Raw genomic sequence first — 22,582 nt, 5'->3', positions numbered from 1 at the left:
CGACCCGCGCCCCGCAGCGCGCGGCCGCCGCCCCAGTTGACGCAGGCGCGCCCAGGCGGGACACCCGGCGAAAAGCCCGCAGGGGGGAGCGTCCGGTGTCCGACAGCCAGCACGATGATCGCCGTCCGCCGGCCCGCTTCAACGCGGCGCGGTACTGCCTCGCCGAGAACGCGCGCCTGCGCCCCGACAAGACCGCCCTGGTGATGGTCGGCGACGGCACCGCCGAGCGCCTCAGCTTCGGCGCGGTCGAGCGGTCGGTGCGCAGCATCGCGGCGGGCCTGCTCGGCCTCGGTCTGAGGCCCGGCGAAAGGGTGATGATCCGCATGGGCAACGAGGCTGACTACGTCCTCGTCTATTTCGGCGCCCTGGCGGCGGGTCTCGTGGCGCTGCCCTCCTCGCCGCAGCTCACCGAGGGCGAGGCCGCCTTCCTCATGGAGAATTCCGGCGCCGCCGCCGTCGTCGTCGGAAGCGGCTGCACGGTCGCATCCGATGCGCTGGGGGGACGCCTCCTGCTCGACGCCTCCGCGGTCGCCGCCCTGAAGGCCGGTCCGCCCATGGCCGAGTACGCCGACACCGCCGCCGACGACCCGGCGATGCTGATCTACACGTCCGGCACGACCAGCCGGCCGAAGGGCGTGCTGCACGCGCACCGCGCCGCCTACGGGCGCCGCCCGATGCTCGACCACTGGCTCGGGCTCACCGAATCCGACGTGATGCTCCACGCCGGCACCATGAACTGGACCTACACGCTCGGCGTCGGGCTGAGCGATCCCTGGTCGGTGGGCGCGACCGCGGTGCTCTACAACGGCCCGCGCGATCCCGGAATCTGGCCGCGCCTGATCGCGGCCCACGGCGCGACCCTGTTCGCCGCCGTCCCGACGCTCTACCGCCAGATCCTCAAGTACGGCGACCTCGGCGCCCACGACCTGTCGAGCCTGCGCCACGGCTGCACGGCCGGCGAACCCCTCGCGGTGGAGCTCCTGGAGGCCTGGAGTCAGGCCACCGGAAAGCCTCTCTACGAGGCGCTCGGGATGAGCGAGATCTCGACCTACATCTCCAGCGGCCCGACCGTCCCGGTGCGCCCCGGCTCGCCCGGCAAGCCGCAGCCCGGCCGGCGGGTGGCAATCCTGCCCGTCGAGGGTGAGCCCGTGCCGCTCCCGGCCGGCGAGAGCGGGCTCCTCGCCGTGCACAGGACCGAGCCGGCGCTGATGCTCGGCTACTGGAACCGCCCCGAGGAGGAGGCCGAGGTGATGCGCGGCGACTGGTTCGTCGGCGGCGACCTCGCCCGGTTCGACGCCGACGGCTACCTCTGGTTCGAGGGCCGCAACAACGACCTGATGAAGGCGATGGGCTACCGGGTCTCGCCCAACGAGGTGGAGGCGGTGCTGTCGACCCACCCGTCCGTGGCGGAGGTGGGCGTGGCCGAATTGCCGGTGCGGGCGGACGTCACGGTCATCTGCGGATTCGTGGTGCTCCAGCCGGACGTCGAGCCCGACGCGGAGCCCCTGCTCGCGTGGTGCGCGGAGCGGCTCGCCGCCTACAAGCGGCCGCGGGAGATCCGCTTCCTCGACGCCCTGCCACGCACGGCGAACGGCAAGGTGCAGAGGAAGCGGCTGGCCGAGACGGCTTCGGGATGAGGCCTGCGCGCCTCCTCTACAGCAGCGTCCCGCGCAGGATCAGCAGCGCCACCGAGAAGTAGATGACGAGCCCGGTGACATCGACCAGCGTCGCAACGAAGGGCGCCGAGGCGGTGGCCGGATCGAAGCCGATCCGCTGCAGCAGGAAGGGCAGCATCGAGCCGGCGAGCGATCCGAAGGTCACGATCCCGACGAGCGCCGCCCCCACCGTGGCGGCGACCAGCGGCCAGTGCTCGCCGTAATCGTAGAGGCCGAGCTTCTGCCACGCCACGATCCGGATCACCGCGATCACGCCGAGGATCGCGCCGAGGAAGATCCCGGTCGGCAACTCGCGCAGCGCCACCCGCCACCAGTCGCGCAGGCGGATCTGGTGGAGCGCCAGCGCCCGGATCAGCAGCGAGGTCGCCTGTGAGCCGGAATTGCCGCCGGAGCTCATGATGAGCGGGATGAACAGGGTCAGGACGATCGCCTTCTCCAGCTCGCCCTCGAAGCCCTGCATGGCCGAGGCGGTGAGCATCTCCGACAGGAACAGCGCGCACAGCCAGCCGGCGCGCTTCCGGATCATCGTGAAGAAGCCGATATCCATGTAGGGCTCGGGCAGCGCCTCCATGCCGCCGAAGCGCTGCACGTCCTGGGTCTGCTTCTCGATCATCGCGTCGATCATGTCGTCGACGGTGACGATGCCGATCACGTGGCCGACCGCGTCGACCACCGGCAGCGCCAGGAGGTCGTACTTGGAGATCAGCCGGGCCGCCTCCTCGCGGCTGGCCGTCGGCGAGACCGCGAGCGGCCGGCGCCCCGGCGCGACGCTGAGCACGTTGTCGCTCGGGTCCCCCGAGATCAGGCGCCGCAGGGGCACCGCCTTGGTGAGCGCGCGGGTGCGTGGGTCGAGCACGAAGATCGCGTAGATCGTCTCGCGGGTCTTCTCGACGTGGCGGATGTGCTCCAGCGTCTGGCCCACCGTCCAGGTGCCCGGCACGGTGACGAACTCGGTGGTCATCAGCGAGCCGACGGTCTCCTCGCCGTAGGCCGAGAGCCGGTCGACGGCGCCGCGGGTCTCGGCGTCGAGGCGGGCGCGCAGGTCGGAGCGGCCGGGCTCCTCGATCTCGCGGAACACGTCGGTGACCCGGTCGGCCGACATGCCCGACAGGTAGCCGGCCACCCGGTCCCGCGGCAGCATCTCGATGATGTCGGCGGCGCAGTCGAGTTCCGGCTGGTCCAGCACCTCGATCGCCCGCTCCGTCGGCAGGCCGAGCAGGATGGCCGCGGCGACCTCGGGGGCCTCGTCGTTCAGGGCCTCGACGATGTCGGGCGCCCGTTCGTCCGACAGGCGTGCGGCCAGCACGGAAGGATCGACGCGCGTGTCGAAGGGGGCGATCTCGTTCATGGCCTCGCCTCGTGGTTACGAGGCGACGCGGCGCCGGTCATCCTGGGTCAGGGCCGTGGCCGGCCGCCGCGTCGGTCGCCCCGCGGCCAGGCCTCTCAGCGGCTCAGGCGGGACGACGGCACGGGGCCGGGCACGGCAAGCACGATCGGTCGGGCACGTCGCTTCGCGGGTCGCTGCTGGAATGGGAGCGCGACACCGTCGAGGACACCGTCGCGCGGGTGCGTCGTGCGCCCGCGCGCAGGGCCCGTCAAGCCATAACAGCGCCCATCCGCGGCCGGCGCCGAACCGCGCTCCGGCGGGTGGCCGCGCGGCCACGGGGCCGCCCCGCGCGGCTCACGGCCCAGCTCCCTATGAGAAATATAAGTGTTGTGCTCGCTTGTATTGCGTCCAAGATATTGCCTATATGGATCGCACCAACAGCGAGGAGAAACGCCATGGCCTGGTCCGCCCCGATCGTGTCCGAGATCTGCGTCGGCATGGAAGTCACCAGCTACGAGTCGGCTGAGATCGACACGTTCCACTAAGTCGCTCGCGGTCCGGAGCGCGCGTCGCTCCGGACTTCGTGGCCTCTCGATCCATCGCTTCAATTCACCTGGAGGAAATCATGGCTTGGTCCGCTCCCGTCGTCTCCGAGATCTGCGTCGGCATGGAAGTCACCAGCTACGAGTCGGCTGAGATCGACACGTTCCACTAAGTCGCCGCTCTGACGTTTTCGGGCGCCGCTTCAGCCGAAGCGGCGCCTTTTTCTTTGCGCGTGGGGCGAGCCGCGCCTCGGCTTGACCGGCCGCACCAAACCTGTGCCGCTACGGCGCCCCGGAGATCCGGGCACGCGGAGCGAGCGAGGACGGGTTTGGTGGACAGCGCGCACGCGGCCGATCAGGCGATACCCCCTTGCCCGATCACCGGTGCCCCCGCCCTGCGCTGCGTCGAGCGCCTGGACGCCGCCTTCCTGACTCTGCTCTGGCACTATTCCGGCGGCGTCGATGTCGGCCCGCTGCTGCGCCCCGCCGGCACGTTCCGGCTCTGGGAATCCCCGACCGGGCTGATCTTCTTCGATCCGCCGGTGGCCGGCGACGCGGCCTTCTACCGGGCCTTCTACGGCCGGATCGCCGCGCACGATAAGCTCGCCGGGCCGGGGACGGAGCGCCTGGAATTCCGCCAGGCCGCCGCGCACGTGCCGTCCGGCGCCCGGGTGCTCGATGTCGGCTGCGGCCACGGCGGGTTCCGCGCCTACGTTCCGGACGCCGTCTACACGGGCCTCGACCCGAACTTCTCCGCCGAGGACCCGACCGGCGCGATCCTCGACGAGACCGTCGAGGCGCACGCGGCGCGGGTCGGCCCGGTCTACGACGTCGCCTGCGCGTTCCAGGTGATCGAGCACGTGGCGGACCCGCTGGGTTTCGCCCGGGCGCTCGCCGCCTGCGTCAAGCCGGGCGGGGTGGTCCTGATCGGTACGCCGCTCTGGCCCTCGCCCAACACCACGATCCCGAACTTCGTCATCAACGCGCCGCCCCACCACCTGACATGGTGGACGCCCGCCGCCCTGGAGGCGCTGGCCGAAACGCTGGGCTGCACCCCTGAGGCCGTCCACGCTATCGGCATGGACCGGCACGACTCGCTGATCCACTGGATGGCCAAGGTCAGCCCCGTCCGCTGCCGCGACCGCTTCTTCCGGCGAACGTGGTCCTGGGCGGCGGCGCTCGCCTTCGCGTACGGCGTCGGAGCGATCCTCGACCGCGTCCTGCCGGTGCCGAAGCGGACCCGCCCGAACGCGCTGCTGCTCGCGGCGCGCAAGGGCACCTGATCCGTCACGCCACGAACAGCCCCGCGATCGCCGCGCTCGTGAGGTTCGACAGCGTCCCCGCCAGGATCGCCCGCAGGCCGTACCGGGCGACCTCGGCGCGCCGCTCCGGGACGAGGCTGGAGAAGCTCGCGAGCTGGATCGCGATCGAGGCGAAATTGGCGAAACCGCACAGGGCGAAGCAGACGATCGCCTGCGCCCGCGGCTCCAGGGTGCCCGCCTTCAGGACCGGCGACAGGTTGGCGTAGGCCAGGAATTCGTTGAAGGCGAGCTTCTGGCCGATCGCGCCGCCGACCAGGGTCGCCTGGTCCCAGGGCACGCCCAGGAGCCACGCCAGCGGGGCGAGCGCCCAGCCGAGCACGCCCTCGAACGTGGCGGACGGGTAGCCCAGCCAGGCCCCGAGGAGGCCGAACAGGCCGTCCGCCAGGGCGATCAGCCCGACGAAGGCGATCAGCATGGCGCCCACCGAGACCGCCACCGCGAGCCCCTTCTGGGTGCCGTCGGCCGCCGCCTCGATGATGTTGGCCGCCCGGGTCTCGCCGAACTCCACACGGGTGGTGGCGATCCGGGTCGGCTCCGTGGAGGGCATCAGGATCTTGGCGTAGACGAGCCCACCGGGGATCGCCATCACGGAGGCCGCGAGCAAGTAGGTCATGGGCACGCCGAGCGCCGCGTAGCCCGCCAGGATCGATCCCGCGGTCGAGGCGGCGCCGCTCGACATGACGGCGAACAGCTCGGCCCCGGTCAGCAGGGCGAGGAACGGGCGCAGGGCGACGGCGATCTCGCTCTGGCCGATGGCGATCGTGATCACCGCCGCGAAGGACTCGATCGGCGAGGTGCCGAGGATCCGCCGGAGCACCGCGCCGAGCCCCCGGGCGAGCGCCTGCATCACGCCGAGGTGGTAGAGCACGCCGATCAGCGCGGAGACGTAGAGGATCTGCGGCAGGACCCGCAGCGCCAGGATGAAGCCCGAGCCGCCGAACAGCTCGAACATCTTCGGCTCGACCAGGCCGCCGAACAGGAAGGCCGTGCCGCGGTCCCCGTAGGACAGCACGGTCACGACCGCGTCGGCGGCGGCCCGCAGCGCCGCCTGCCCGGCGGGCAGGAACAGGACCAGGGCGCCGAGGCCGACCTGCAGCGCCAGCCCGGTCAGCACCACGCGGGGACTGATCGCCCGCCGGTTCGTCGAGAACAGGAGCGCGACGGCGAGCAGCACCAGAAGGCTGAGGCCGGCATGGGTCAGGCGGTCGAGCATCGCGTCCTTCGGGTCCGAGCTTGGCCGGCGCGCATGGAAGGATCGGGCCAGGGACCGTCAGATAGGGCCTTCGGGCGCGAGATAGGGGGCGAACAGGTCGCGGACCTGCGCGAAGCCCCAGTCCCGATCGACCTCCGTCAGGGTCGTGCCTCCCTGGAGGCGGTGACTCATCCAGTGGCTGGACACGATCCAGGCATTGTCGATGAGCCGCCCGAGGGCGTCCGGGGCTACGCGCAGCCGGCCCGCGCGCATGGCCGCCTCGAAGACGCCGCGGGCCAGCGCCTGGGTTTCGGTCCGGAGGGTGTGGACGCGGGGGCGCAGGGCCGGCGCGATCTCCACCATCGCGATGCCGTCGCGATAGACGCAGCGGTAGCGCCACATCAGGTCGAACCAGGACCGCTGGTAGGCGAGCAGCGCTTCCGGCGCCGCAGGGTCGGCGGGCATCCGGCCCGCCACCGCCAGGGCCTCGGTCTCGAAGGCGGCGAACAGGGCTTCGACCAGGCCGCGCTTGCGCGGAAAATGGTACTGCAGATTGCCCTCGCGGATCCCTGCCGCGGCCGCGATCTCCGCCGTCGTGACGTGACCGAGACCGCGGGTGTTGAACAGCGCGAGGCTGACGGCGAGGATGCGCGTGCGCGTATCCGGCGACGCGGGCTCGGCCACCGGGCCAACCTCCGCACCCCGCTCGATCCTGCGGCCCGCTTCCCGCGACATGATCCCGTCCCCGCCTAGGGTGCTCACCCTAGACAATCCGGCCGGCCGGGCCTATCCCCCGAGGACAGTCCGATCCAGGTCGGCGGCACGGGGAGGCGCGGTTTGGCACAGCGGTTCCAACTCGCGGGAGCGGTGGCCCTGATCACCGGCGCGGCGAGCGGCATCGGCGCGGCGCTGGCCGAGGGTCTCGCCGCGAAGGGCTGCAACCTCCTCCTCGTGGACCGGGACGAGACCGGCCTGGCGGCCGTTGCCGCCAAGATCCGCGGCGTCACGGTCGAGACGCGCGTCCTGGACCTCACGGATGCCGAGGGGATCCGCGCGCTGCCCGACTGGGTCGCCGAGCGGTCCGGACATCTCGATATCCTGATCAACAATGCCGGCGTCGCGCTCGGCGGCCGGTTCGACGAGACGCATCTCGAGGATTTCGAGTGGCTGCTCGACATCAACCTGCGCGCCGTCGTGCGGATGTGCCACGCCTTCCTGCCGATGCTGCGTGCCCGGCCGGCGGCGCAGATCGTCAACCTGTCGAGCCTGTTCGGCCTGATCGCGCCGCCGGGCCAGGTCGCCTACTGCACCAGCAAGTTCGGGGTACGCGGTTTCTCGGAGGCCCTGCGGCACGAGTATGCCGGCACCGGCCTCGGCGTGACGGTGGTCCATCCGGGCGGCGTCGCCACCGCCATCTCCCGCAACGCTCGCGGCCGCCGGCCGCCGAGCGACCCGGAGGCGGCGAAGCGCGCGGCCGTGGAGGACGAGAAGGCCCGGGAGGCGTTCGGGAAGCTCCTGACCCTGGCGCCCGCGGATGCCGCCGCCGCGATCATCCGCGGCGTCGAGGCCCGGGCACCCCGGATCGTCATCGGCAAGGACGCCAAGAACGCCGCTCTGATCCAGCGATTGATGCCGGTCGGGTACTGGAAGGCGATCGTGCGCCTGTCCGGGGGAACGCTCTGAGATGGCGAGCCTGCGCGCGTATCTCGGGGCCTACATGGTCCGCAGCCGGGTTCGCGGGCCCCTGTCCCGGGCACGGGACGCGGCCGCGTTCCGCCGGATCTTCGAAGCTCCGGCCTTCCCGGATCCCAAGGGCGTGACCTACGAGCCGGGCATCGTCGGCGGCGTGAGAGGCGAGTGGATCCGACCGAAGGCGGGCCCAGGCCGGCGGATGCTCTACATCCACGGCGGCGGCTTCATCGCCTGCTCGCCCCGCACGCACCGGCCGGTCACGGGCGCGCTGGCGAACCGCGGCTTCACGATCTTCGCGCCCGATTACCGCCTCGCTCCCGAACACCCGTTTCCCGCGGCGGTCGACGACGTGACCGCCGTCTGGGGGGCGTTCAGCGCCGAGGGCGCCGCCTGCGTGGCGGGCGAGTCGGCCGGCGGCAACCTCGCCCTCGTGCTGATGGGCGAGGCCCGCGCCCGCGGCCTGCCGATGCCCTGGGCGGCAGCCCTGTTCTCCCCCGCCACGGATTTCATCTCCGAGGACGGGTCGCGGGTGAGCAATGCGTGGCGCGACGCCATGTTCGACCCGCAGGCGCTCGCCGCGATCCGGCCGATGTATCTGGGCGGCGCCGATCCGGCCGACCCGCGGATCTCGCCGCTCTACGGCGACCCGACCGGCTTCCCGCCGCTGCTGTTCCACGTCGGCGCCCGCGAGGTCCTGCGCGACGATTCGGTGCGCATGGCCGAACGGGCCCGCGCGGCCGGCGTCGCGACCGAACTCAAGCTCTTCCCCGTCGTATCCCACGCCTGGCAATTCGCCGCCGGGATGCTGCCGGAGGCGCGGACCTCCCTCGACGAGGCCGCGGCCTTCCTGGAGGCGCACGCGCCCCACGCCCCGTCCGGGAGCCCCCAGCGATGACCGAGCCCGCGTCCGAGACCCTGGCCGTCCTGATCGTCGGCGCCGGCTTCTCGGGGCTCGCGATGGCGATCCGCTGCCGACAGGCGGGAATCGGCCCGCTGCGGGTGATCGAGAAGGCCGACGGCATCGGCGGCACGTGGCACGACAACACCTATCCGGGGGCGGCCTGCGATATCCCCTCGCACCTCTACTCGCTGTCCTTCGCCCCGAAGGCCGACTGGAGCCGGATGTACGCTCCGCAGCCGGAGATCCTGGCCTACCTGCAGGACACCGCCGAGCGGAACGGGCTGATGCCCCTGATCCAGCTCGGGACGACCTTCACCGGAGCCGCCTGGGACGCGGCGCGCGCCGTGTGGCACGTGGAGACCGACCGGGGCAAGATCACGGCGCGCGCGATCGTCTCCGGGATGGGCGGGCTGCACCACCCGGCCTACCCGGACATCCCGGGTCGCGACGCCTTCGCGGGCCCCGCCTTCCACACCGCCGCCTGGGATCACTCCGCGGCGCTGGCCGGCAAGCGGGTCGGCGTTATCGGCACGGGGGCCAGCGCGATCCAGGTGGTGCCGGAACTCGCCGCCATCGCGTCCCACCTCACCCTGTTCCAGCGCACGCCGCCCTGGATCATGCCCAAGAACGATCACGCCATCGCGGAGCAGGCCCAGGACCGCTACCGCCGCGTGCCCCTCAGCCGGCGTCTCGAACGGGCGCGGCTGTTCTGGCTGCACGAGGTCCGCGCGCTCCTCGGCTTCACCAAGGTCTCGAAGCTCACCGGCCAGGCCGAAACCCTCGCCCGCCGCCACCTCGCCAAGGCGATCCCCGACAAGGCTCTGCGGGCTCAGCTGACGCCGAATTACAGGCTCGGCTGCAAGCGGGTTCTGATCTCCGACGACTACTACCCCGCGCTCCAGCGCCCGAACGTCACCCTGGAGACGGACGGTATTGCCCGGATCACCGAGACCGGCGCGACCACCAAGGCCGGACGACGGCACGACCTCGACGTGATCGTCTACGCCACGGGCTTCGACGTGACCGCGACCTTCGCGCGGATGAACCTCGTCGGGCGCGACGGCCTGCGGCTGACCGACGCCTGGGCCGGCGGCATGGGCGCCTACCAGGGCATCACGGTCGCGGGATTCCCCAACTACTTCATGCTGCTCGGGCCCAATACCGGGCTCGGCCACAACTCGGTCGTCTCGATGATCGAGATCCAGGTGCAGCACGTCCTCGACTGTCTGAAGACCCTGCGCCGCGGGACGAGGACCGTCGAAGTCCGGCCGGAGGCCCAGGCACGCTTCCTCGACCGGATCCACAGCCGCATGGCCGACAGCATCTGGCAGGCCGGGGGCTGCCGCAGCTGGTACCTCGACGCGAGCGGGCGCAACACCACCCTCTGGCCCGACTCGGTGATGGCATACCGCCGGAGCGCCCGCCGCGCCCGGATGGGCGATTACAGGCTCGGCTGATCGGGGCGTCCGCGCGCGGCGCCCCGCCGCGCGGCGTCAGAACGCGAAGCCGGCTTCCGCCGCGAAGGCCTCGAGACCGGGCAGCGACGCGTCGAACAGCGGACGGGCCCCGAACGCGTCGCCGGCGCGCACGAAGAGGGTGACCTTGGCGTTGCGATGCGGACCGAGCACGCAGACCAGGCGGCCGTCGTCCTTGAGCTGGTTCAGCAGCGTCTGAGGCCGGACCTCGACGCGGCCGTTGATCAGGATGACGTCGAACGGACCCTGCTTGGGGGCGCCGTCCGCGATCGGGCCTTCGATCACCTGGGCGGAGGCGCCGAGCCGGGCGCGCGCGGCCGCGGCGAGGTCGGACACCGATTCCAGCGCCGTCACCCGCGCGCCGAGCTGCGCCATGATCGCCGCCGCGTAGCCGTAGCCGCTGGCGACGTCGAGGGCTGCGATCCCGGGCCGGACCCGAAGGGCCTGAACCATCCGGGCGAGAACCATCGGCGCCGGCATGCAGCGGGTCTCGCTGCCGGCCTCGCCGAGGTTCAGGGTCTGATCGATATACGCGAAGGGCTCGCGACCCTTCGGCACGAAGGCTTCGCGCGGCACGGTGTCGAACGCGTCGAGCACCGTGTTGTCGTTCACGTCGAAGGTCCGCAACTGGCAGTCGACCATCATCCGCCGCGCCTGCGCGTAATCGATCATCGATACGTGTCCTCGAACCGGATCGGAACGCCGCGTCGGCCGGGCTCCGGCGGACGGCCGGCAGCCCCGGCCAAGCCTAAGCTTCCCGGACGGGGGGCGTTTTCGGAGATCATCGCTTAAAACGCAAGGTGAGCCGACGCGACAGCCCGAGACGGCTCCGGAGGACGCGGCAGCGCTCGTCATCCTGGCCCGCGTTACGGCGGCCGCAGAGTGTCGCCCCGGCGCCGCCGGCCCCGGTCGCGCGGCCCGGCCGACCGATGAATAATGAGTGCACAGCGAGCGGGCGGTCCGCGAGGCCGCCCCCGCCGGGAGACACCATGACGCCGATCAGCCAGCCGATCCTGACCCGCAGCCTCACAGCCGCCCTCGCCGGACTGAGTCTCAGCCTGATGGGATCCGGCCCGGTCGCCGCGCAGGAGACGCCCGCGACCGCGGCCCCGCCGCCCAGCGTCCAGGTCGACCGAGGCTCGGCTCTCTACGGCCGCCCCGAGGGCGGCGCCGCGGCCAAGCTCGCGCCGGTGGCCGGACCGCCGCTCGCGACGGCGGCCGCCAAGCTGCCGCTCGACAAGCTGAAGGTTCCGGAGGGCTTCAAGATCGAGGTCTACGCCAGCGGCCTCGCCAACGCCCGCGAGATGACCCAGGCGCCGGACGGCACGCTGTACGTGGGCACCCGGACGGTGGGCAAGGTCTACGCGGTGCTGCCGAAGGCGGACGGCGATGGCAAGCGCGAGGTGAAGACCATCGCGACGGGCTTGCACCGGCCGAACGGGGTCGCGTACCACGACGGCGCGCTCTACGTCGCCGAACTCTCGAAGATCTGGCGCTACGACGACATCGCGAACCACTCCGACGGCGCGGCGAAGCCGACCCTGGTCTACGACGACCTGCCGAAGGACGAGGCCCACGGCTGGAAGTTCATCGCTATCGGCCCGGACAACAAGCTCTACGTCCCGGTCGGCGCGCCGGGCAACATCGTGATGCCGCCGGACACCCACGCGCAGATCCGGCGCATGGATCTCGACGGCAAGAACGCCGAGGTGATCGCCCGCGGCGTGCGCAACACGGTCGGATTCGACTGGAACCCGAAGACCAAGCAGCTCTGGTTCACCGATAACGGCCGCGACTGGGTCTCGGAGGACATCCCGAACGACGAGCTGAACGTGCTCACGGAGCCGGGCAAGCAACATTTCGGCTACCCGTTCTGCCACCAGGGCACGTTCACCGATCCGGAATACGGCTGGGGCCACGCCTGCTCGGAATTCACCGCGCCGGCGGCGCTGCTCGGCCCGCACACGGCCTCCCTCGGCCTGCGGTTCTACACCGGGACGCAGTTCCCGGAGGCGTACCGGGACGCGATGTTCGTCGCCCGGCACGGCTCGTGGAACCGCACGACCAAGCTCGGCGGCGACGTTGTCGTGGCCAAGCCTGGATCGGACGGTAAGACTGCCGCGGTGGAGCCGTTCCTGACCGGCTTCCTGCAGGACAACAAGTATGTCGGCCGGCCGGTCGACGTGCTGGTCGCCAAGGACGGATCGCTGCTCGTGTCCGACGACTACAACGGCGCGATCTATCGCGTCAGCTACGGCCGGTGATGCGCCGCCACCTCCGGGCGCTCCGCGGACCGGCCTCGGCCCTCGGCGGCCTGCTACTCACGGGCGCGGCGCTCGCGGCCCCCGACGCGGCCCTGCAGGAGCGCCTCGCCCCCTGCATCGGCTGCCACGGGGCCGGCACGTCGGCGACGGAAGGCGTGCCCTCGCTCGGCGGGCAGCCGGCGGACTACGTGGTCACGCAGCTCTTCCAGTTCCGGGAGAAGCAGCGGGAGGCGCCGCCGATGAACGAGGTCGCCGCCGGGTTCTCCGACGACGATCTGCGCGCATACGCCGACGCGGTGGCGACGCTGCCGCCGCCCGCCTGGTCCGGGCCGCCGGCCGACGCGGCCCTGGCGACGCGCGCGCAGGCGCTGGTCGCCAAGCACCAGTGCAATTCCTGCCACGGGCCGGACCTCGCGGGCCGGGACGCGATCCCGCGGATCCGGGCGCAGCGGGAGGAGTATCTCGCCAAGGCGCTCGCCGCCTACAAGTCGAACGCCCGGCCCGGCTACGATCCCGCCATGAACGAAGTCGCGCAGGGCCTGAGCGAGGCGGACATCAGGGATCTTGCGGCCTACGTGTCGCACCTCTGACACGACGTCCCTTGATTGCGCCGAGCCGTCATCACGAGCGCAGCGAAGTGACCCAGGCGTGCGCGCGGCCCGCAAGCGTGGCGCTGCCTGGATTGCTTCGCCGCGCTCGCCACGACGGCAGCGCCGGACCGATGGGATCACCCATCGCTCATCACCCGACCACGCGCAGCGCGTCGCCCTTCGCCAGCGCCCCGCCTGCGATCACCTCCGCGTAGACGCCGAGGTCGCGGTGACCGAGGCGCGCGTCGAGGGTCCAGGGGATGTCGCAGTCGCGCACGCCGCTGACCGGGTCGACGTTGGTCGCCGCGCACCGGACCGTCCGCTTGATGATCTTGAGCCGCAGCCCGCTCGGCGCCTCGATCACCTGCCCGACCATCTCCAGCTCGGCGAAGGGTTCGAGCCCGTCGACCAGCAGGTTGCCGCGGAAGCGCAGCGGGTCCACGGGCGCACCGAGATAATCCTCCACCGCCGCCACGCTCGCCCGGTTGATGAGCGACACGTAGCCGGTGGGGGAATCGGTGAAGCGGTACTGCGGCGGCGCGGCGAGCACCTTCGGCTCGCCCCGCAGGCTCCCGGGGACGAAGCGCCGCATCAGCTCCGCGAGTCCCTCTCGGCCCGCCTCGGTGTCGAGGCGGAAGGCCTGCGGTTCGCCGTAGCCCTCCACGGTCAGCGTCGCGGTGGCGTCGTCGTAGCGGGTGCGCAGGCGGGCGAGCGCCTCGTCGCGCATGAGCATCAGGTACTTGGTCTTGGGTTGGTGGCGGGGCGCGACTGCGTTGAAGCCCGACGGCCCGTTCTCGATAGCGTAGAGCCGGTCGCCAGGAAAAAAGCCGCTCGTCTCGAGTTCGGCCCGCCCGATCGGTTCGGGGCTCAGGCCCTTCACCGGGTAGCGATACAGGGCGCTGACATGAATCAATGCGGTCATGCGCGGAGCGTGGCCCTGAATTGATCCGCCGCGCAAGAGCGTCGCCGCCCCTTGTGGTGCTGAATTGCAACACCACATCGGGTCTACCGGCGGCCACCACGGCGCCGGGGCCCTCGCGCGGCGGATAGCCGGAGGGCGACGTTTCGGTGGCGCCGCGCCTCTCACCGGGCGGCGGATGCCGGTACGGGAGGGTTGTGCATGAATTTCGAGAAGTACACCGAGCGCGCCCGCGGCTTCGTGCAGGCGGCTCAGAACCTCGCGATGCGCGAGGGACATCCCCAGCTCCAGCCGGGTCACCTGCTCAAGGTGCTGCTCGACGATCCGGAAGGCCTCTGCGCCGGCCTGATCGACCGCGCGGGCGGCCAGTCGCGCGTGGCGCTGGCCCAGACCGAGCAGTGGCTCGCCAAGCAGCCGAAGGTGTCCGGCAACGCCGCCGCGCCGCAGGCGACGCGCGAGCTGATGCGCCTGTTCGACACCGCCGAGAAGGCCGCCGAGAAGGCCGGCGATGCCTACGTGACGGTGGAGCGGCTGCTCCTCGCCCTCGCCGTGGAGAAGGATTCCGAGGCCGGCCGCGCGCTCCAGGCGGCGGGCGTCACCCCCGCCTCGCTCAACGCCGCGATCAACGCGCTGCGCAAGGGCCGCACCGCCGACAACGCCTCGGCCGAGAACGCCTACGACGCGCTGAAGAAGTACGCCCGCGACCTCACCGAGGCCGCCCGGGACGGCAAGCTCGACCCGGTGATCGGCCGCGACGAGGAGATCCGGCGGACCATCCAGGTCCTGTCCCGGCGCACCAAGAACAACCCGGTCCTCATCGGTGAGCCCGGCGTCGGCAAGACCGCGATCGTCGAGGGTCTGGCCCTGCGCATCGTCAACGGCGACGTGCCCGAATCCCTGCGGGACAAGAGCCTGCTCGCCCTCGACATGGGCGCGCTGATCGCCGGCGCGAAGTACCGCGGCGAGTTCGAGGAGCGGCTGAAGGGCGTGCTCTCCGAGGTCACGGCGGCCGAGGGCGGCATCATCCTGTTCATCGACGAGATGCACACGCTGGTCGGCGCCGGGAAGGCCGACGGGGCGATGGACGCCTCGAACCTCCTGAAGCCCGCGCTCGCCCGCGGCGAGCTGCACTGCGTCGGCGCGACCACGCTCGACGAGTACCGCAAGCACGTCGAGAAGGACGCGGCGCTCGCCCGCCGCTTCCAGCCGGTCTTCGTGTCGGAGCCGACCGTGGAGGACACGGTTTCGATCCTGCGCGGCCTGAAGGAGAAGTACGAGCAGCACCACGGCGTGCGCATCCAGGATTCGGCCCTGGTGGCGGCCGCGACGCTGTCGAACCGCTACATCACCGACCGCTTCCTGCCCGACAAGGCGATCGACCTCGTCGACGAGGCCGGCTCGCGCCTGCGCATGCAGGTCGATTCGAAGCCCGAGGAGCTCGACAACATCGACCGCGAGATCGTCCGGCTGAAGATCGAGGCCGAGGCGCTCAAGAAGGAGACCGACTCCGCCTCCCGCGACCGGCTGGTCCGGCTCGAGAAGGAACTCGGCGACCTGGAGGAGCGCTCGGCGGCGATCACCGCCCGCTGGAAGGCCGAGAAGGACAAGCTCGGCACGGCCGCCGGCCTCAAGAAGAAGCTCGACGAGGCCCGCAACGACCTCGCGGCGGCGCAGCGCCAGGGCCAGTACCAGCGCGCGGGTGAGCTCGCCTACGGGGTCATCCCGGGGCTCGAGAAGCAGCTCGCCGAGATCGAGGCGAAGGCGGAGAACGGCCGCGACGCGATGATGGAGGAGGCGGTCACGCCCGCCCACGTCGCCGGGGTCGTCTCCCGCTGGACCGGCGTGCCGGTGGACAAGATGCTGGAGGGCGAGCGCGAGAAGCTGCTGGCCATGGAGGAGGCGCTGTCCAAGCGCGTCGTCGGCCAGCGCGAGGCGGTGGAGGCGGTCTCGACCGCGGTCCGCCGTGCCCGCGCCGGGCTTCAGGACCCGAACCGGCCGATCGGCTCGTTCATGTTCCTGGGCCCGACCGGCGTCGGCAAGACCGAGCTGACCAAGGCGCTCGCCGGCTTCCTGTTCGACGACGACACGGCGCTCGTGCGCATCGACATGTCCGAGTACATGGAGAAGCACGCGGTCGCCCGGCTGATCGGCGCGCCTCCGGGCTATGTCGGTTACGAGGAGGGCGGCGCCCTCACCGAGGCCGTGCGGCGGCGGCCCTACCAGGTCGTGCTGTTCGACGAGGTCGAGAAGGCGCATCCGGACGTGTTCAACGTCCTGCTGCAGGTGCTCGACGACGGGCGGCTCACCGACGGCCAGGGGCGGACGGTCGACTTCCGCAACACGCTCCTGATCATGACCTCGAATCTCGGGGCCGAGTATCTGGTTAACCAGCCCGCGGGCCAGGACACCGACGCGGTCCGCGAGGAGGTGATGGGCGTGGTGCGGGGCCACTTCCGGCCGGAATTCCTGAACCGGGTCGACGAGATCATCCTGTTCCACTGCCTCGCGCGGTCGGAGATGGGGACGATCGTCGAGATCCAGCTCGGGCGCCTGCAGAAGCTGCTGGACGATCGCAAGATCACCCTGGAGGTCGACGAGGACGCCAAGAACTGGCTCGCCGACAAGGGCTACGACCCGGCCTACGGGGCGCGGCCGCTGAAGCGGGTGATCCAGAAGAACGTCCAGGACCCGCTGGCCGAGCTGGTGCTCTCCGGCAAGGTCCACGACGGCGAGACGGTGCCGGTCCGCTCAGGCCCGATGGGGCTGATGATCGGCGACGTCACGGTCGGCGCCGAGCGCCGGCCGGTCCACGCGACGCTGAACTGAGCGCCGCCGACACGCCGAACCGGGGCGGCGCGCCACGCGATGGCGCGCCGCCCTTTTTCATGCGCCCGGGACGCCGCGCCGACGGCGCCCGGGATCGGGTCCGGCGGGGCGGCACCGCGCTGACCGAGTTGACTGGACAGCGCCGACAGGACGGAGAATCCTGGCAAGACGCGTCGCGCCGTCGCGGTTCCCGGGCTCTCGGTGGCGCCGGCTGCCGCGGAGGCAGGCGATCGACCGCGCGTCGCCGCGCAGACCGAGGCGCTCCGGGGCTGCCGGCCTCCCGTCGGCGACCGCGCAGGGGCGGGCGCGACGGTACCGGCAGCTCGAATCTGCCGTCACAACCGCGCCCGCCGCGGCGAACGGCGCTCGAACGGGAGGAAGGCGATTTGGTGACGTCTCATGTCGTGTGGGCCGGCGTTCTGCTGTGCATGGTCGCGGCCGCGCCGCCCCTGATGGCGGCGTCCTCGGGGGGGATCCGCGCCGTCACCCTGTCGAGCGGCGGCCTCGCTGAAGTGACCCAGGTCCACCCGGTCGATGGCGACGCGACGATCGGGCTCGACGCACGCTCCGAGCAGATCGACGACATCCTCAAGAGCCTCGTCGTGCGCGATCCCGTCGGCACGGTCGGTGCCCTTCGCCTGGACGGGGTGGATCGGGCCGACGAGACGCTGCGGACGATGCCGTTCACCGCGGACGACCTGTCCGCGCCGGCACGCCTCTTGGGCAAGCTGCAGGGCGTCCCCATCAGGATCCAGAGCAGCGGGCGCACGCTCGAAGGGCGGGTGCTCGGCGTGTCCGAGCGGAATGCCGGGACCGAGACCGGCGAGGTCGCGATCCTGACCGTGCTGACCGGGGCGGGCATGCTCGAATCCGTGCCGATCGAGGACGGCGCCTCCGTGACGATCCAGGATCCGGCCATGGCGGCCAAGATCGCCGAGGCGATTGCGGCGACCGGGAGGGCCAAGGTCGGCGACGCGCACCGGGTCGAGATCGACGTATCGGGGCGCGGCCAGCGCGAGGTCCGTCTGACCTACGTGGTCGCCGCGCCCGTCTGGAAGACGAGCTACCGCATCGTCGACGGCGGCGACGGCCGCGCGAACCTGCAGGCCTGGGCCATCATCGAGAACGCCCTCGGCGCCGACTGGACAGGCGTCGACGTCACGCTCTCGTCGGGGTCGCCGGTGGCGCTCCTCCAGCGCCTGCACCGGCGCTACTGGCGCAAGAGGCCGGAGGCGCCGGTGATGGTCGAGGATGTCGGCATGCCGGACCTCGACCCGGGCACGGTCGCGTCGAAGTCGGTCGCGCGCCTGCGCGCCCCGGCCCCCGCCGCCGCGCCGCTTCCGGCACCGATGGCGCGGATGGACACCCACGACAGCCGCATGGAGGCCGCGGAACCGAGCTACGATGCCGCGGCCGCCACCGTGGGCGCCGCCGCCAGCGAGGGGGATGTCGCGGCGAACTTCACGCTGCCGCATCCGGTCGATCTGCGCGCCGGCGGCACGCTGTCGGTGCCGTTCCTCGACACCGAGATCGAGGCCGAGCGGGTCGCCCTCTGGAAGTCGGGCCAGGGGGTCCATCCGATCGCGGCCCTCCGGATCCGCAACAGCTCGGGCGCGACCCTTCCGGCGGGCCTGATCACCCTCTACGACCGCAAGTCCGGCTACCTGGGAGACGCCCGCCTGCCCGCGACGTCCGTCGGCGAGCAGCGGCTCGCCAGCTTCGCCCTCGACCGCAAGGTCGCCGTCCAGGCGGAGACCGCGCCGAGCGAGGCCCTGACCAAGATCACGATGGTCGACGGCGTGGCGCGCGCGACGGTGATCGCCCGGGAGGTGACGACCTACACGATCAAGGGCGCGCCGGACGCCGCCCGCTCCGTGATCATCGAGCATCCCCGACGGGATGGCTGGACCCTCACCGCATCCGCCCGCGAGAGCGAGACCCCTACGGCCTATCGCCTCAAGGTCGCGGTTCCAGCCGGCGGGACGGCCGAGACCCGGGCCGTGCTCGAGCGCGTCCGGGTCGACGCCTACGACCTCGTCGACGCCGACGCGGCGCTGCTCGTCCGGTGGGCCTCCCTGGCGACTGACCCGGAGCTGGGCGGCAAGCTCAAGACCCTCTCCCAGGCCCGCGCCGAGGTCGCCGCGGCGACCCGGACCGTCGAGGAGATCGACGAGCGCGCGGCGAAGGTGCAGGCGGAGCAGGAGCGCATCCGCAGCAATCTCGGCGCCGTTCCGAAGGACAGCGAGCTGGCGCGGCGCTACCTCACCCGCATGGGTGCCCAGGAGGACGAGCTGGCGAAGCTCGATGCCGCGAGGGCCCAGGCGGAGGATGGGCTCAAGGCATCGCAGGCGCGAATCCGGTCGCTGATCGCGACGCTCTGAGAGCGGTCGCGGACCCTCCCGCGATCCGGGACCGCCCGATCGACGGCCATCCCGGACGCTGTCCTAGGCGGGGCGGATGGCCGTCGCCAGATCGGCGGCCTGCGCGCGGTCCCGGCACACCAGCCAGAGGTCGTCGTGGGCGGACAGCCCCGCGTCGAACAGGTCGACGAAGGCCGCCGGCGGATCCCCGAGGTCGGGCCAGTGGAACAGGCGGAAGCCCAGCGCCTCGAACAGCGGGAGGATCGGGCCCAGGTCCCACAATCGATTGTTGCTCAGGGTCGCGTCGAGGCGCCCGGTGGCCAGGAGCGCGGCGTCCGAGATCGCCCCGCCCTCGCTCCAGGGGAACCAGCCGCGGCCGTAATCCAGGGTGTAGCGCTGCGCCGTGACCGACAGCCAGCCGACATGGCCGGTCCTCCGCTCCGAGCGCTCGAGCGGGCGCAGCGCGGCCGTCATGCGGCCGCCGCGGGTCGGTGCCCAGAAGGCGCGACCCTCGCTCGCCGCCAGCAGGAGCCCCTCCGTCGTCTCTGCCGGCCCGCTCCGCGCCGGGGCGGAGCGGTCCTCGTTCCAGGCCGGCAGGCTCATCACGCAGGCCCGGGGCCAGCCCGCGCGGCAGGCCGCCACCATCACGCCCCAGCCCGACAGGCCGCCCGCGAAGGGGCGGGTCCCGTCGATCGGATCACCCACGAAGGTCCAGGCGTCGCGGGCGAGCAGCGCCCGGGCCGCCGCCTGGCCCAGATCCTCGGCCGTCTCCTCCTCGATCAGATCGGGGCCGAACCGCGCGTGCATCAGCCGGCTGACGGCGAGGTCGGCCTCGGTCAGGGCCTGGCCAAGATCCGGCCCCTTGTTGCTCATCGCGAGGCCAGACGCCCGCATGGCGAGAGCCAGCGGGGCCGCCTCCTCGGCGAAGGCGAGCATCTCCGCGAGGACATCCGGCGCGGGCGTGGCGGGCGAGAGGGTCATGCGGCGAACAGTTCGGGGTTTCGGAGCATCAGAGCCTGAACCAGGACGAGGGTCTTGAGATCGGGCAGACGCCCGGCGCGGGCCTGATCCGCCAGCGCGGCGAGGGATATCTCCACGACCACAACCTGCTCGCCCTCGGCGTGCAGGCCCCCGCCGGGGCCGACCTGGTCCGCCGCGCCGTAGGGCGCGAGGTAGAGCCAGAGCCGCTCGGAGGACACGCTGGGCATGCTGTAGGCGTGGGCCACCGGCTCCAGCCGGGTCAGCCTCACGCCCGCCTCCTCCATCGCCTCCCGAATCGCCGTCGCCTCGGGGGCACCGCCGTCGAGGCCGCCTGCCGGGGCCTCGTCGAACTCGGCCGACTCGCCCCAGAAGGCGGGCCCGACCCGCGCCTGCCGGACGAGCAGCGCCACGCGCCGCTCGGGATCGTAAGGCAGGACGCAGGCCGCCTGCCCGTGATCCTCCAGCGCCCGCCGCACGGTGCTGCCATCCTGCAGCGTCAGCGTGGCGATGCCGAAGGTGTTCCAGCCGCGGTGGAGCACCTCCAGCGGCAGGGCGGGCACGGTCTCGGTCATGGTCCGGTCAGCGCTTGGTGTTGGAGGCGGTCTGGCCGAACATCACCTTCTTGGCGTCCTCGCTCATGGTCTTGCCGAAATCCGGATTGACCTCCGGCGCGCGGGCATAGGCCGCCTTGGTGGCGGGCCGCTCGGCGATCGCCGTGAACCAGCGCTTCAGGTTCGGGTGGTCGTCCAGGTTCTGCCCCTGCTTCTCGTACGGCACGATCCAGGGATAGCAGGCCATGTCGGCGATGGAGTAATCCGGGCCGGCGACGAAGGCGCGGTCGGCCAGCCGCCGGTCGAGGACGCCGTAGAGCCGGTTGGTCTCGTTGACGTAGCGCTTGATCGCGTAGTCGATCTTCTCCGGCGCGTACTGCGAGAAATGGTGGTTCTGGCCGAGCATCGGACCGAGGCCGCCCATCTGCCAGAACAGCCATTGCAGCACCTCGGCCCGGCCGCGCAGGTCGCCCGGGATGAAGCGCCCGGTCTTCTCGGCGAGGTAGAGCAGGATCGCACCCGACTCGAACAGCGAGACCGGCGCGCCGCCGCCGGCCGGCTCGTCGTCGACGATCGCCGGCATGCGGTTGTTGGGGGCGATCTTGAGGAAATCCGGGTTGAACTGCTCACCTTTGCCAATATTCACCGGGTGAATTCGGTAGGGAAGCCCCGTCTCCTCGAGAAACATCGTGATCTTATGGCCGTTCGGCGTCGGCCAGTAGTGGAGTTCGATCATCGGCTGGTATCCCGCTATGCCCCCGGCGGACGGGAAGTGGGTCGGCGCGGCGCTCCGGTCAAGCATGACGCCGGCGGCACGGTCAGGCCGTCTTCTCTCGGCCTCATCCGCCGGCGCAGCCCTGGACATCGACGTAGACGGCGTAGAGCGACTGACTCGCCGCCATGAACAGGCGGTTGCGGTGCCGGCCGCCGAAGCAGAGGTTCGCGCAGCGCTCCGGCAGGCGGATCCGGCCGATCGGACGGCCGTCGGGGTTGAACACCATGACGCCGTCCAGCGCGTCGTCGCCCATGCCCCAGCCGCACCAGAGGTTGCCGTCGACGTCGCAGCGGAGGCCGTCGGGCGTGCCCGGCCCGGCATCGATCAGGACACGCCGCCCCCGGAGCGCGCGGCCGGCGACCACGTCGTAGGCGACGATGCGCCGGGTCGGCCGCCCGCGCGACTCCACGAGGTAGAGCACGCTGCCGTCTGGCGAGAAGCACAGGCCGTTGGGACCGGCGAGATCGGTGGCCACGGCCTCCAGCGCGCCGGTGACCGGATCGAGCCGGTAGACGTTCTGCGGCAGTTCGGGCTCGGCGCGCGCGCCCTCGTAGAAGCCGCCGATCCCGAAGGGCGGATCGGTGAACCAGATCGCCCCGTCGGCGGCGGCCACGACGTCGTTGGGCGAGTTGAGCCGCCGGCCCTCGAACGTGTCCGCCAGGAGGGTGATCGCGCCGTCATGCTCGGTCCGGGTGACCCGACGTCCCCCGTGCTCGCAGGTGACGAGCCGCCCCTGCCGGTCGCGGGTGTTGCCGTTGGCGAAGCCCGATGGCTTCCGGTAGAGCCCGACCGCCCCGCTCTCCTCGTCCCAGCGCAGGATCCGGTCGTTGGGGATGTCGCTCCACAGCAGGTAGCGCCCGTCGCCGAACCAGACCGGCCCCTCACACCAGCGAAAGCCGGTGGCGAGTCGCTCGACCGCCGCGTTGAACACCCGGTAGCGGGCGAAGGCGGCGTCGAGGATCTCGACCGCCGGGTCGGGATAGCGCGGGCTCGGTGTCCACACGGGCAAGATCCATGTCGCTCGCGGTGATCGTCACCGTTTCGGCGCCGGCCGGCAAGGGCCCGGCTCGGCCGCGGACCGACGCGGCGGTGACGAGGGCCGGAACCGCCCGGCACGGCGATCCGAGCGCACCATCCTCCACCCCCCAGTGATGGCAGGCGCCGGATCGACAGCGGGGAGGCCCGGCCC

The 22,582-nt window shown here is 71.8% G+C and carries 20 protein-coding genes; 11 read left to right on the top strand and 9 right to left on the bottom strand.

The window, feature by feature from the left end; all coding sequences use genetic code 11:
- Positions 1–95: 95 nt before the first annotated feature.
- Positions 96–1,637: an acetate--CoA ligase gene (locus MOTC310_RS12945; protein ID WP_331302047.1), complete on the top strand. Its 1,542-nt coding sequence runs from the start codon at positions 96–98 to the stop codon at positions 1,635–1,637.
- A 16-nt stretch (positions 1,638–1,653) separates the two neighbouring features.
- Here MOTC310_RS12945 and mgtE read toward each other — a convergent pair whose 3' ends face one another.
- Positions 1,654–3,024 (bottom strand): magnesium transporter, encoded by a 1,371-nt coding sequence (gene mgtE / locus MOTC310_RS12940; RefSeq protein WP_331293492.1) that lies wholly within the window; start codon positions 3,022–3,024, stop codon positions 1,654–1,656.
- Between the two features lie 434 nt (positions 3,025–3,458).
- Here mgtE and pqqA (MOTC310_RS12935) point away from each other — a divergent pair, with 434 nt between their 5' ends.
- The 3 genes from pqqA (MOTC310_RS12935) (at position 3,459) to MOTC310_RS12925 (ending at position 4,828) form a co-directional block, all read left to right on the top strand.
- On the top strand, positions 3,459–3,548 hold the full coding sequence (gene pqqA, locus MOTC310_RS12935) for a pyrroloquinoline quinone precursor peptide PqqA (RefSeq protein ID WP_041372433.1): 90 nt from the start codon (positions 3,459–3,461) through the stop codon (positions 3,546–3,548).
- A gap of 80 nt (positions 3,549–3,628) precedes the next feature.
- Complete coding sequence (gene pqqA, locus MOTC310_RS12930) at positions 3,629–3,718, top strand: pyrroloquinoline quinone precursor peptide PqqA (RefSeq protein ID WP_020090597.1); 90 nt, start codon at positions 3,629–3,631, stop codon at positions 3,716–3,718.
- 159 nt (positions 3,719–3,877) lie between these two features.
- The gene (locus MOTC310_RS12925; RefSeq protein WP_331302046.1) at positions 3,878–4,828 is read left to right on the top strand and encodes a class I SAM-dependent methyltransferase; all 951 of its coding nucleotides are present in this window, start codon (positions 3,878–3,880) and stop codon (positions 4,826–4,828) included.
- Between the two features lie 4 nt (positions 4,829–4,832).
- Here MOTC310_RS12925 and MOTC310_RS12920 read toward each other — a convergent pair whose 3' ends face one another.
- Both MOTC310_RS12920 and MOTC310_RS12915 read right to left on the bottom strand, forming a co-directional pair.
- The gene (locus tag MOTC310_RS12920) at positions 4,833–6,080 is read right to left on the bottom strand and encodes a NupC/NupG family nucleoside CNT transporter (protein WP_331302045.1); all 1,248 of its coding nucleotides are present in this window, start codon (positions 6,078–6,080) and stop codon (positions 4,833–4,835) included.
- Between the two features lie 57 nt (positions 6,081–6,137).
- Complete coding sequence (locus tag MOTC310_RS12915) at positions 6,138–6,794, bottom strand: TetR/AcrR family transcriptional regulator (protein WP_331302044.1); 657 nt, start codon at positions 6,792–6,794, stop codon at positions 6,138–6,140.
- A 102-nt stretch (positions 6,795–6,896) separates the two neighbouring features.
- On the opposite strand from MOTC310_RS12915, the gene MOTC310_RS12910 reads away from it, so the two are divergent.
- Genes MOTC310_RS12910 through MOTC310_RS12900 form a run of 3 tightly spaced genes read left to right on the top strand, consistent with a single transcriptional unit; the run spans position 6,897 to position 10,109 of the window.
- On the top strand, positions 6,897–7,742 hold the full coding sequence (locus MOTC310_RS12910; RefSeq protein WP_331302043.1) for an SDR family NAD(P)-dependent oxidoreductase: 846 nt from the start codon (positions 6,897–6,899) through the stop codon (positions 7,740–7,742).
- 1 nt (position 7,743) lies between these two features.
- On the top strand, positions 7,744–8,646 hold the full coding sequence (locus MOTC310_RS12905; RefSeq protein WP_331302042.1) for an alpha/beta hydrolase: 903 nt from the start codon (positions 7,744–7,746) through the stop codon (positions 8,644–8,646).
- The gene (locus MOTC310_RS12900) at positions 8,643–10,109 is read left to right on the top strand and encodes a flavin-containing monooxygenase (protein WP_331302041.1); all 1,467 of its coding nucleotides are present in this window, start codon (positions 8,643–8,645) and stop codon (positions 10,107–10,109) included. The genes MOTC310_RS12905 and MOTC310_RS12900 overlap by 4 nt, the downstream gene beginning before the upstream one ends.
- A 36-nt stretch (positions 10,110–10,145) precedes the next feature.
- Here MOTC310_RS12900 and MOTC310_RS12895 read toward each other — a convergent pair whose 3' ends face one another.
- Entirely contained in the window at positions 10,146–10,799 is a 654-nt protein-coding gene (locus tag MOTC310_RS12895) for a protein-L-isoaspartate O-methyltransferase family protein (RefSeq protein WP_331302040.1), read from the bottom strand.
- A gap of 317 nt (positions 10,800–11,116) precedes the next feature.
- Here MOTC310_RS12895 and MOTC310_RS12890 point away from each other — a divergent pair, with 317 nt between their 5' ends.
- On the top strand, positions 11,117–12,391 hold the full coding sequence (locus tag MOTC310_RS12890) for a PQQ-dependent sugar dehydrogenase (RefSeq protein WP_331302039.1): 1,275 nt from the start codon (positions 11,117–11,119) through the stop codon (positions 12,389–12,391).
- Positions 12,391–12,981: a c-type cytochrome gene (locus MOTC310_RS12885; RefSeq protein WP_331302038.1), complete on the top strand. Its 591-nt coding sequence runs from the start codon at positions 12,391–12,393 to the stop codon at positions 12,979–12,981. Before MOTC310_RS12890 ends, MOTC310_RS12885 begins: the two co-directional genes overlap by 1 nt.
- A gap of 151 nt (positions 12,982–13,132) precedes the next feature.
- Here MOTC310_RS12885 and MOTC310_RS12880 read toward each other — a convergent pair whose 3' ends face one another.
- Positions 13,133–13,903 (bottom strand): MOSC domain-containing protein, encoded by a 771-nt coding sequence (locus tag MOTC310_RS12880; RefSeq protein WP_331302037.1) that lies wholly within the window; start codon positions 13,901–13,903, stop codon positions 13,133–13,135.
- A 198-nt stretch (positions 13,904–14,101) separates the two neighbouring features.
- Here MOTC310_RS12880 and clpB point away from each other — a divergent pair, with 198 nt between their 5' ends.
- Together clpB and MOTC310_RS12870 are read left to right on the top strand one after the other, a co-directional pair.
- Positions 14,102–16,726 (top strand): ATP-dependent chaperone ClpB, encoded by a 2,625-nt coding sequence (clpB, locus tag MOTC310_RS12875; RefSeq protein ID WP_331302036.1) that lies wholly within the window; start codon positions 14,102–14,104, stop codon positions 16,724–16,726.
- Positions 16,727–17,115: 389 nt separating this feature from the next.
- Positions 17,116–19,107, top strand: a complete 1,992-nt coding sequence (locus MOTC310_RS12870) for a DUF4139 domain-containing protein (RefSeq protein ID WP_331302035.1) — start codon at positions 17,116–17,118, stop codon at positions 19,105–19,107.
- A gap of 63 nt (positions 19,108–19,170) precedes the next feature.
- On the opposite strand, the gene MOTC310_RS12865 is transcribed toward MOTC310_RS12870, so the two are convergent.
- The 4 genes from MOTC310_RS12865 to MOTC310_RS12850 all read right to left on the bottom strand — a co-directional run bounded on the left by MOTC310_RS12865 (position 19,171) and on the right by MOTC310_RS12850 (position 22,396).
- The gene (locus MOTC310_RS12865) at positions 19,171–20,067 is read right to left on the bottom strand and encodes an inositol monophosphatase family protein (protein ID WP_331302034.1); all 897 of its coding nucleotides are present in this window, start codon (positions 20,065–20,067) and stop codon (positions 19,171–19,173) included.
- On the bottom strand, positions 20,064–20,639 hold the full coding sequence (locus MOTC310_RS12860) for an NUDIX hydrolase (protein ID WP_331302033.1): 576 nt from the start codon (positions 20,637–20,639) through the stop codon (positions 20,064–20,066). The genes MOTC310_RS12865 and MOTC310_RS12860 overlap by 4 nt, the downstream gene beginning before the upstream one ends.
- 7 nt (positions 20,640–20,646) lie before the next feature.
- A complete protein-coding gene (locus MOTC310_RS12855) occupies positions 20,647–21,354 on the bottom strand; it encodes a glutathione S-transferase N-terminal domain-containing protein (protein WP_331302032.1) in 708 nt (235 codons plus the stop codon).
- Between the two features lie 103 nt (positions 21,355–21,457).
- Positions 21,458–22,396, bottom strand: coding sequence for an SMP-30/gluconolactonase/LRE family protein (locus MOTC310_RS12850; protein ID WP_331302031.1), 939 nt, complete (start codon positions 22,394–22,396; stop codon positions 21,458–21,460).
- Positions 22,397–22,582 lie beyond the last annotated feature (186 nt).

This window comes from Methylobacterium oryzae, from assembly GCF_036441375.1.
Classification (GTDB): Bacteria; Pseudomonadota; Alphaproteobacteria; order Rhizobiales; family Beijerinckiaceae; genus Methylobacterium; species Methylobacterium oryzae_A.
Note: the sequence above shows the minus strand (reverse complement) of the source record. Positions and strands in the feature narration are given on the sequence as shown.

What these genes read in the sequence shown, in the direction of transcription:
- MOTC310_RS12885 (WP_331302038.1), top strand. Translation starts at nt 12,391, where the DNA reads ATGCGCCGCCACCTCCGGGCGCTCCGCGGACCGGCCTCGGCCCTCGGC.
- MOTC310_RS12895 (WP_331302040.1), bottom strand. Translation starts at nt 10,799, where the DNA reads ATGATCGATTACGCGCAGGCGCGGCGGATGATGGTCGACTGCCAGTTG.
- MOTC310_RS12905 (WP_331302042.1), top strand. Translation starts at nt 7,744, where the DNA reads ATGGCGAGCCTGCGCGCGTATCTCGGGGCCTACATGGTCCGCAGCCGG.
- pqqA (WP_020090597.1), top strand. Translation starts at nt 3,629, where the DNA reads ATGGCTTGGTCCGCTCCCGTCGTCTCCGAGATCTGCGTCGGCATGGAA.
- clpB (WP_331302036.1), top strand. Translation starts at nt 14,102, where the DNA reads ATGAATTTCGAGAAGTACACCGAGCGCGCCCGCGGCTTCGTGCAGGCG.
- MOTC310_RS12860 (WP_331302033.1), bottom strand. Translation starts at nt 20,639, where the DNA reads ATGACCGAGACCGTGCCCGCCCTGCCGCTGGAGGTGCTCCACCGCGGC.
- MOTC310_RS12855 (WP_331302032.1), bottom strand. Translation starts at nt 21,354, where the DNA reads ATGATCGAACTCCACTACTGGCCGACGCCGAACGGCCATAAGATCACG.
- mgtE (WP_331293492.1), bottom strand. Translation starts at nt 3,024, where the DNA reads ATGAACGAGATCGCCCCCTTCGACACGCGCGTCGATCCTTCCGTGCTG.
- MOTC310_RS12915 (WP_331302044.1), bottom strand. Translation starts at nt 6,794, where the DNA reads ATGTCGCGGGAAGCGGGCCGCAGGATCGAGCGGGGTGCGGAGGTTGGC.
- MOTC310_RS12900 (WP_331302041.1), top strand. Translation starts at nt 8,643, where the DNA reads ATGACCGAGCCCGCGTCCGAGACCCTGGCCGTCCTGATCGTCGGCGCC.
- pqqA (WP_041372433.1), top strand. Translation starts at nt 3,459, where the DNA reads ATGGCCTGGTCCGCCCCGATCGTGTCCGAGATCTGCGTCGGCATGGAA.
- MOTC310_RS12920 (WP_331302045.1), bottom strand. Translation starts at nt 6,080, where the DNA reads ATGCTCGACCGCCTGACCCATGCCGGCCTCAGCCTTCTGGTGCTGCTC.
- MOTC310_RS12865 (WP_331302034.1), bottom strand. Translation starts at nt 20,067, where the DNA reads ATGACCCTCTCGCCCGCCACGCCCGCGCCGGATGTCCTCGCGGAGATG.
- MOTC310_RS12890 (WP_331302039.1), top strand. Translation starts at nt 11,117, where the DNA reads ATGACGCCGATCAGCCAGCCGATCCTGACCCGCAGCCTCACAGCCGCC.
- MOTC310_RS12880 (WP_331302037.1), bottom strand. Translation starts at nt 13,903, where the DNA reads ATGACCGCATTGATTCATGTCAGCGCCCTGTATCGCTACCCGGTGAAG.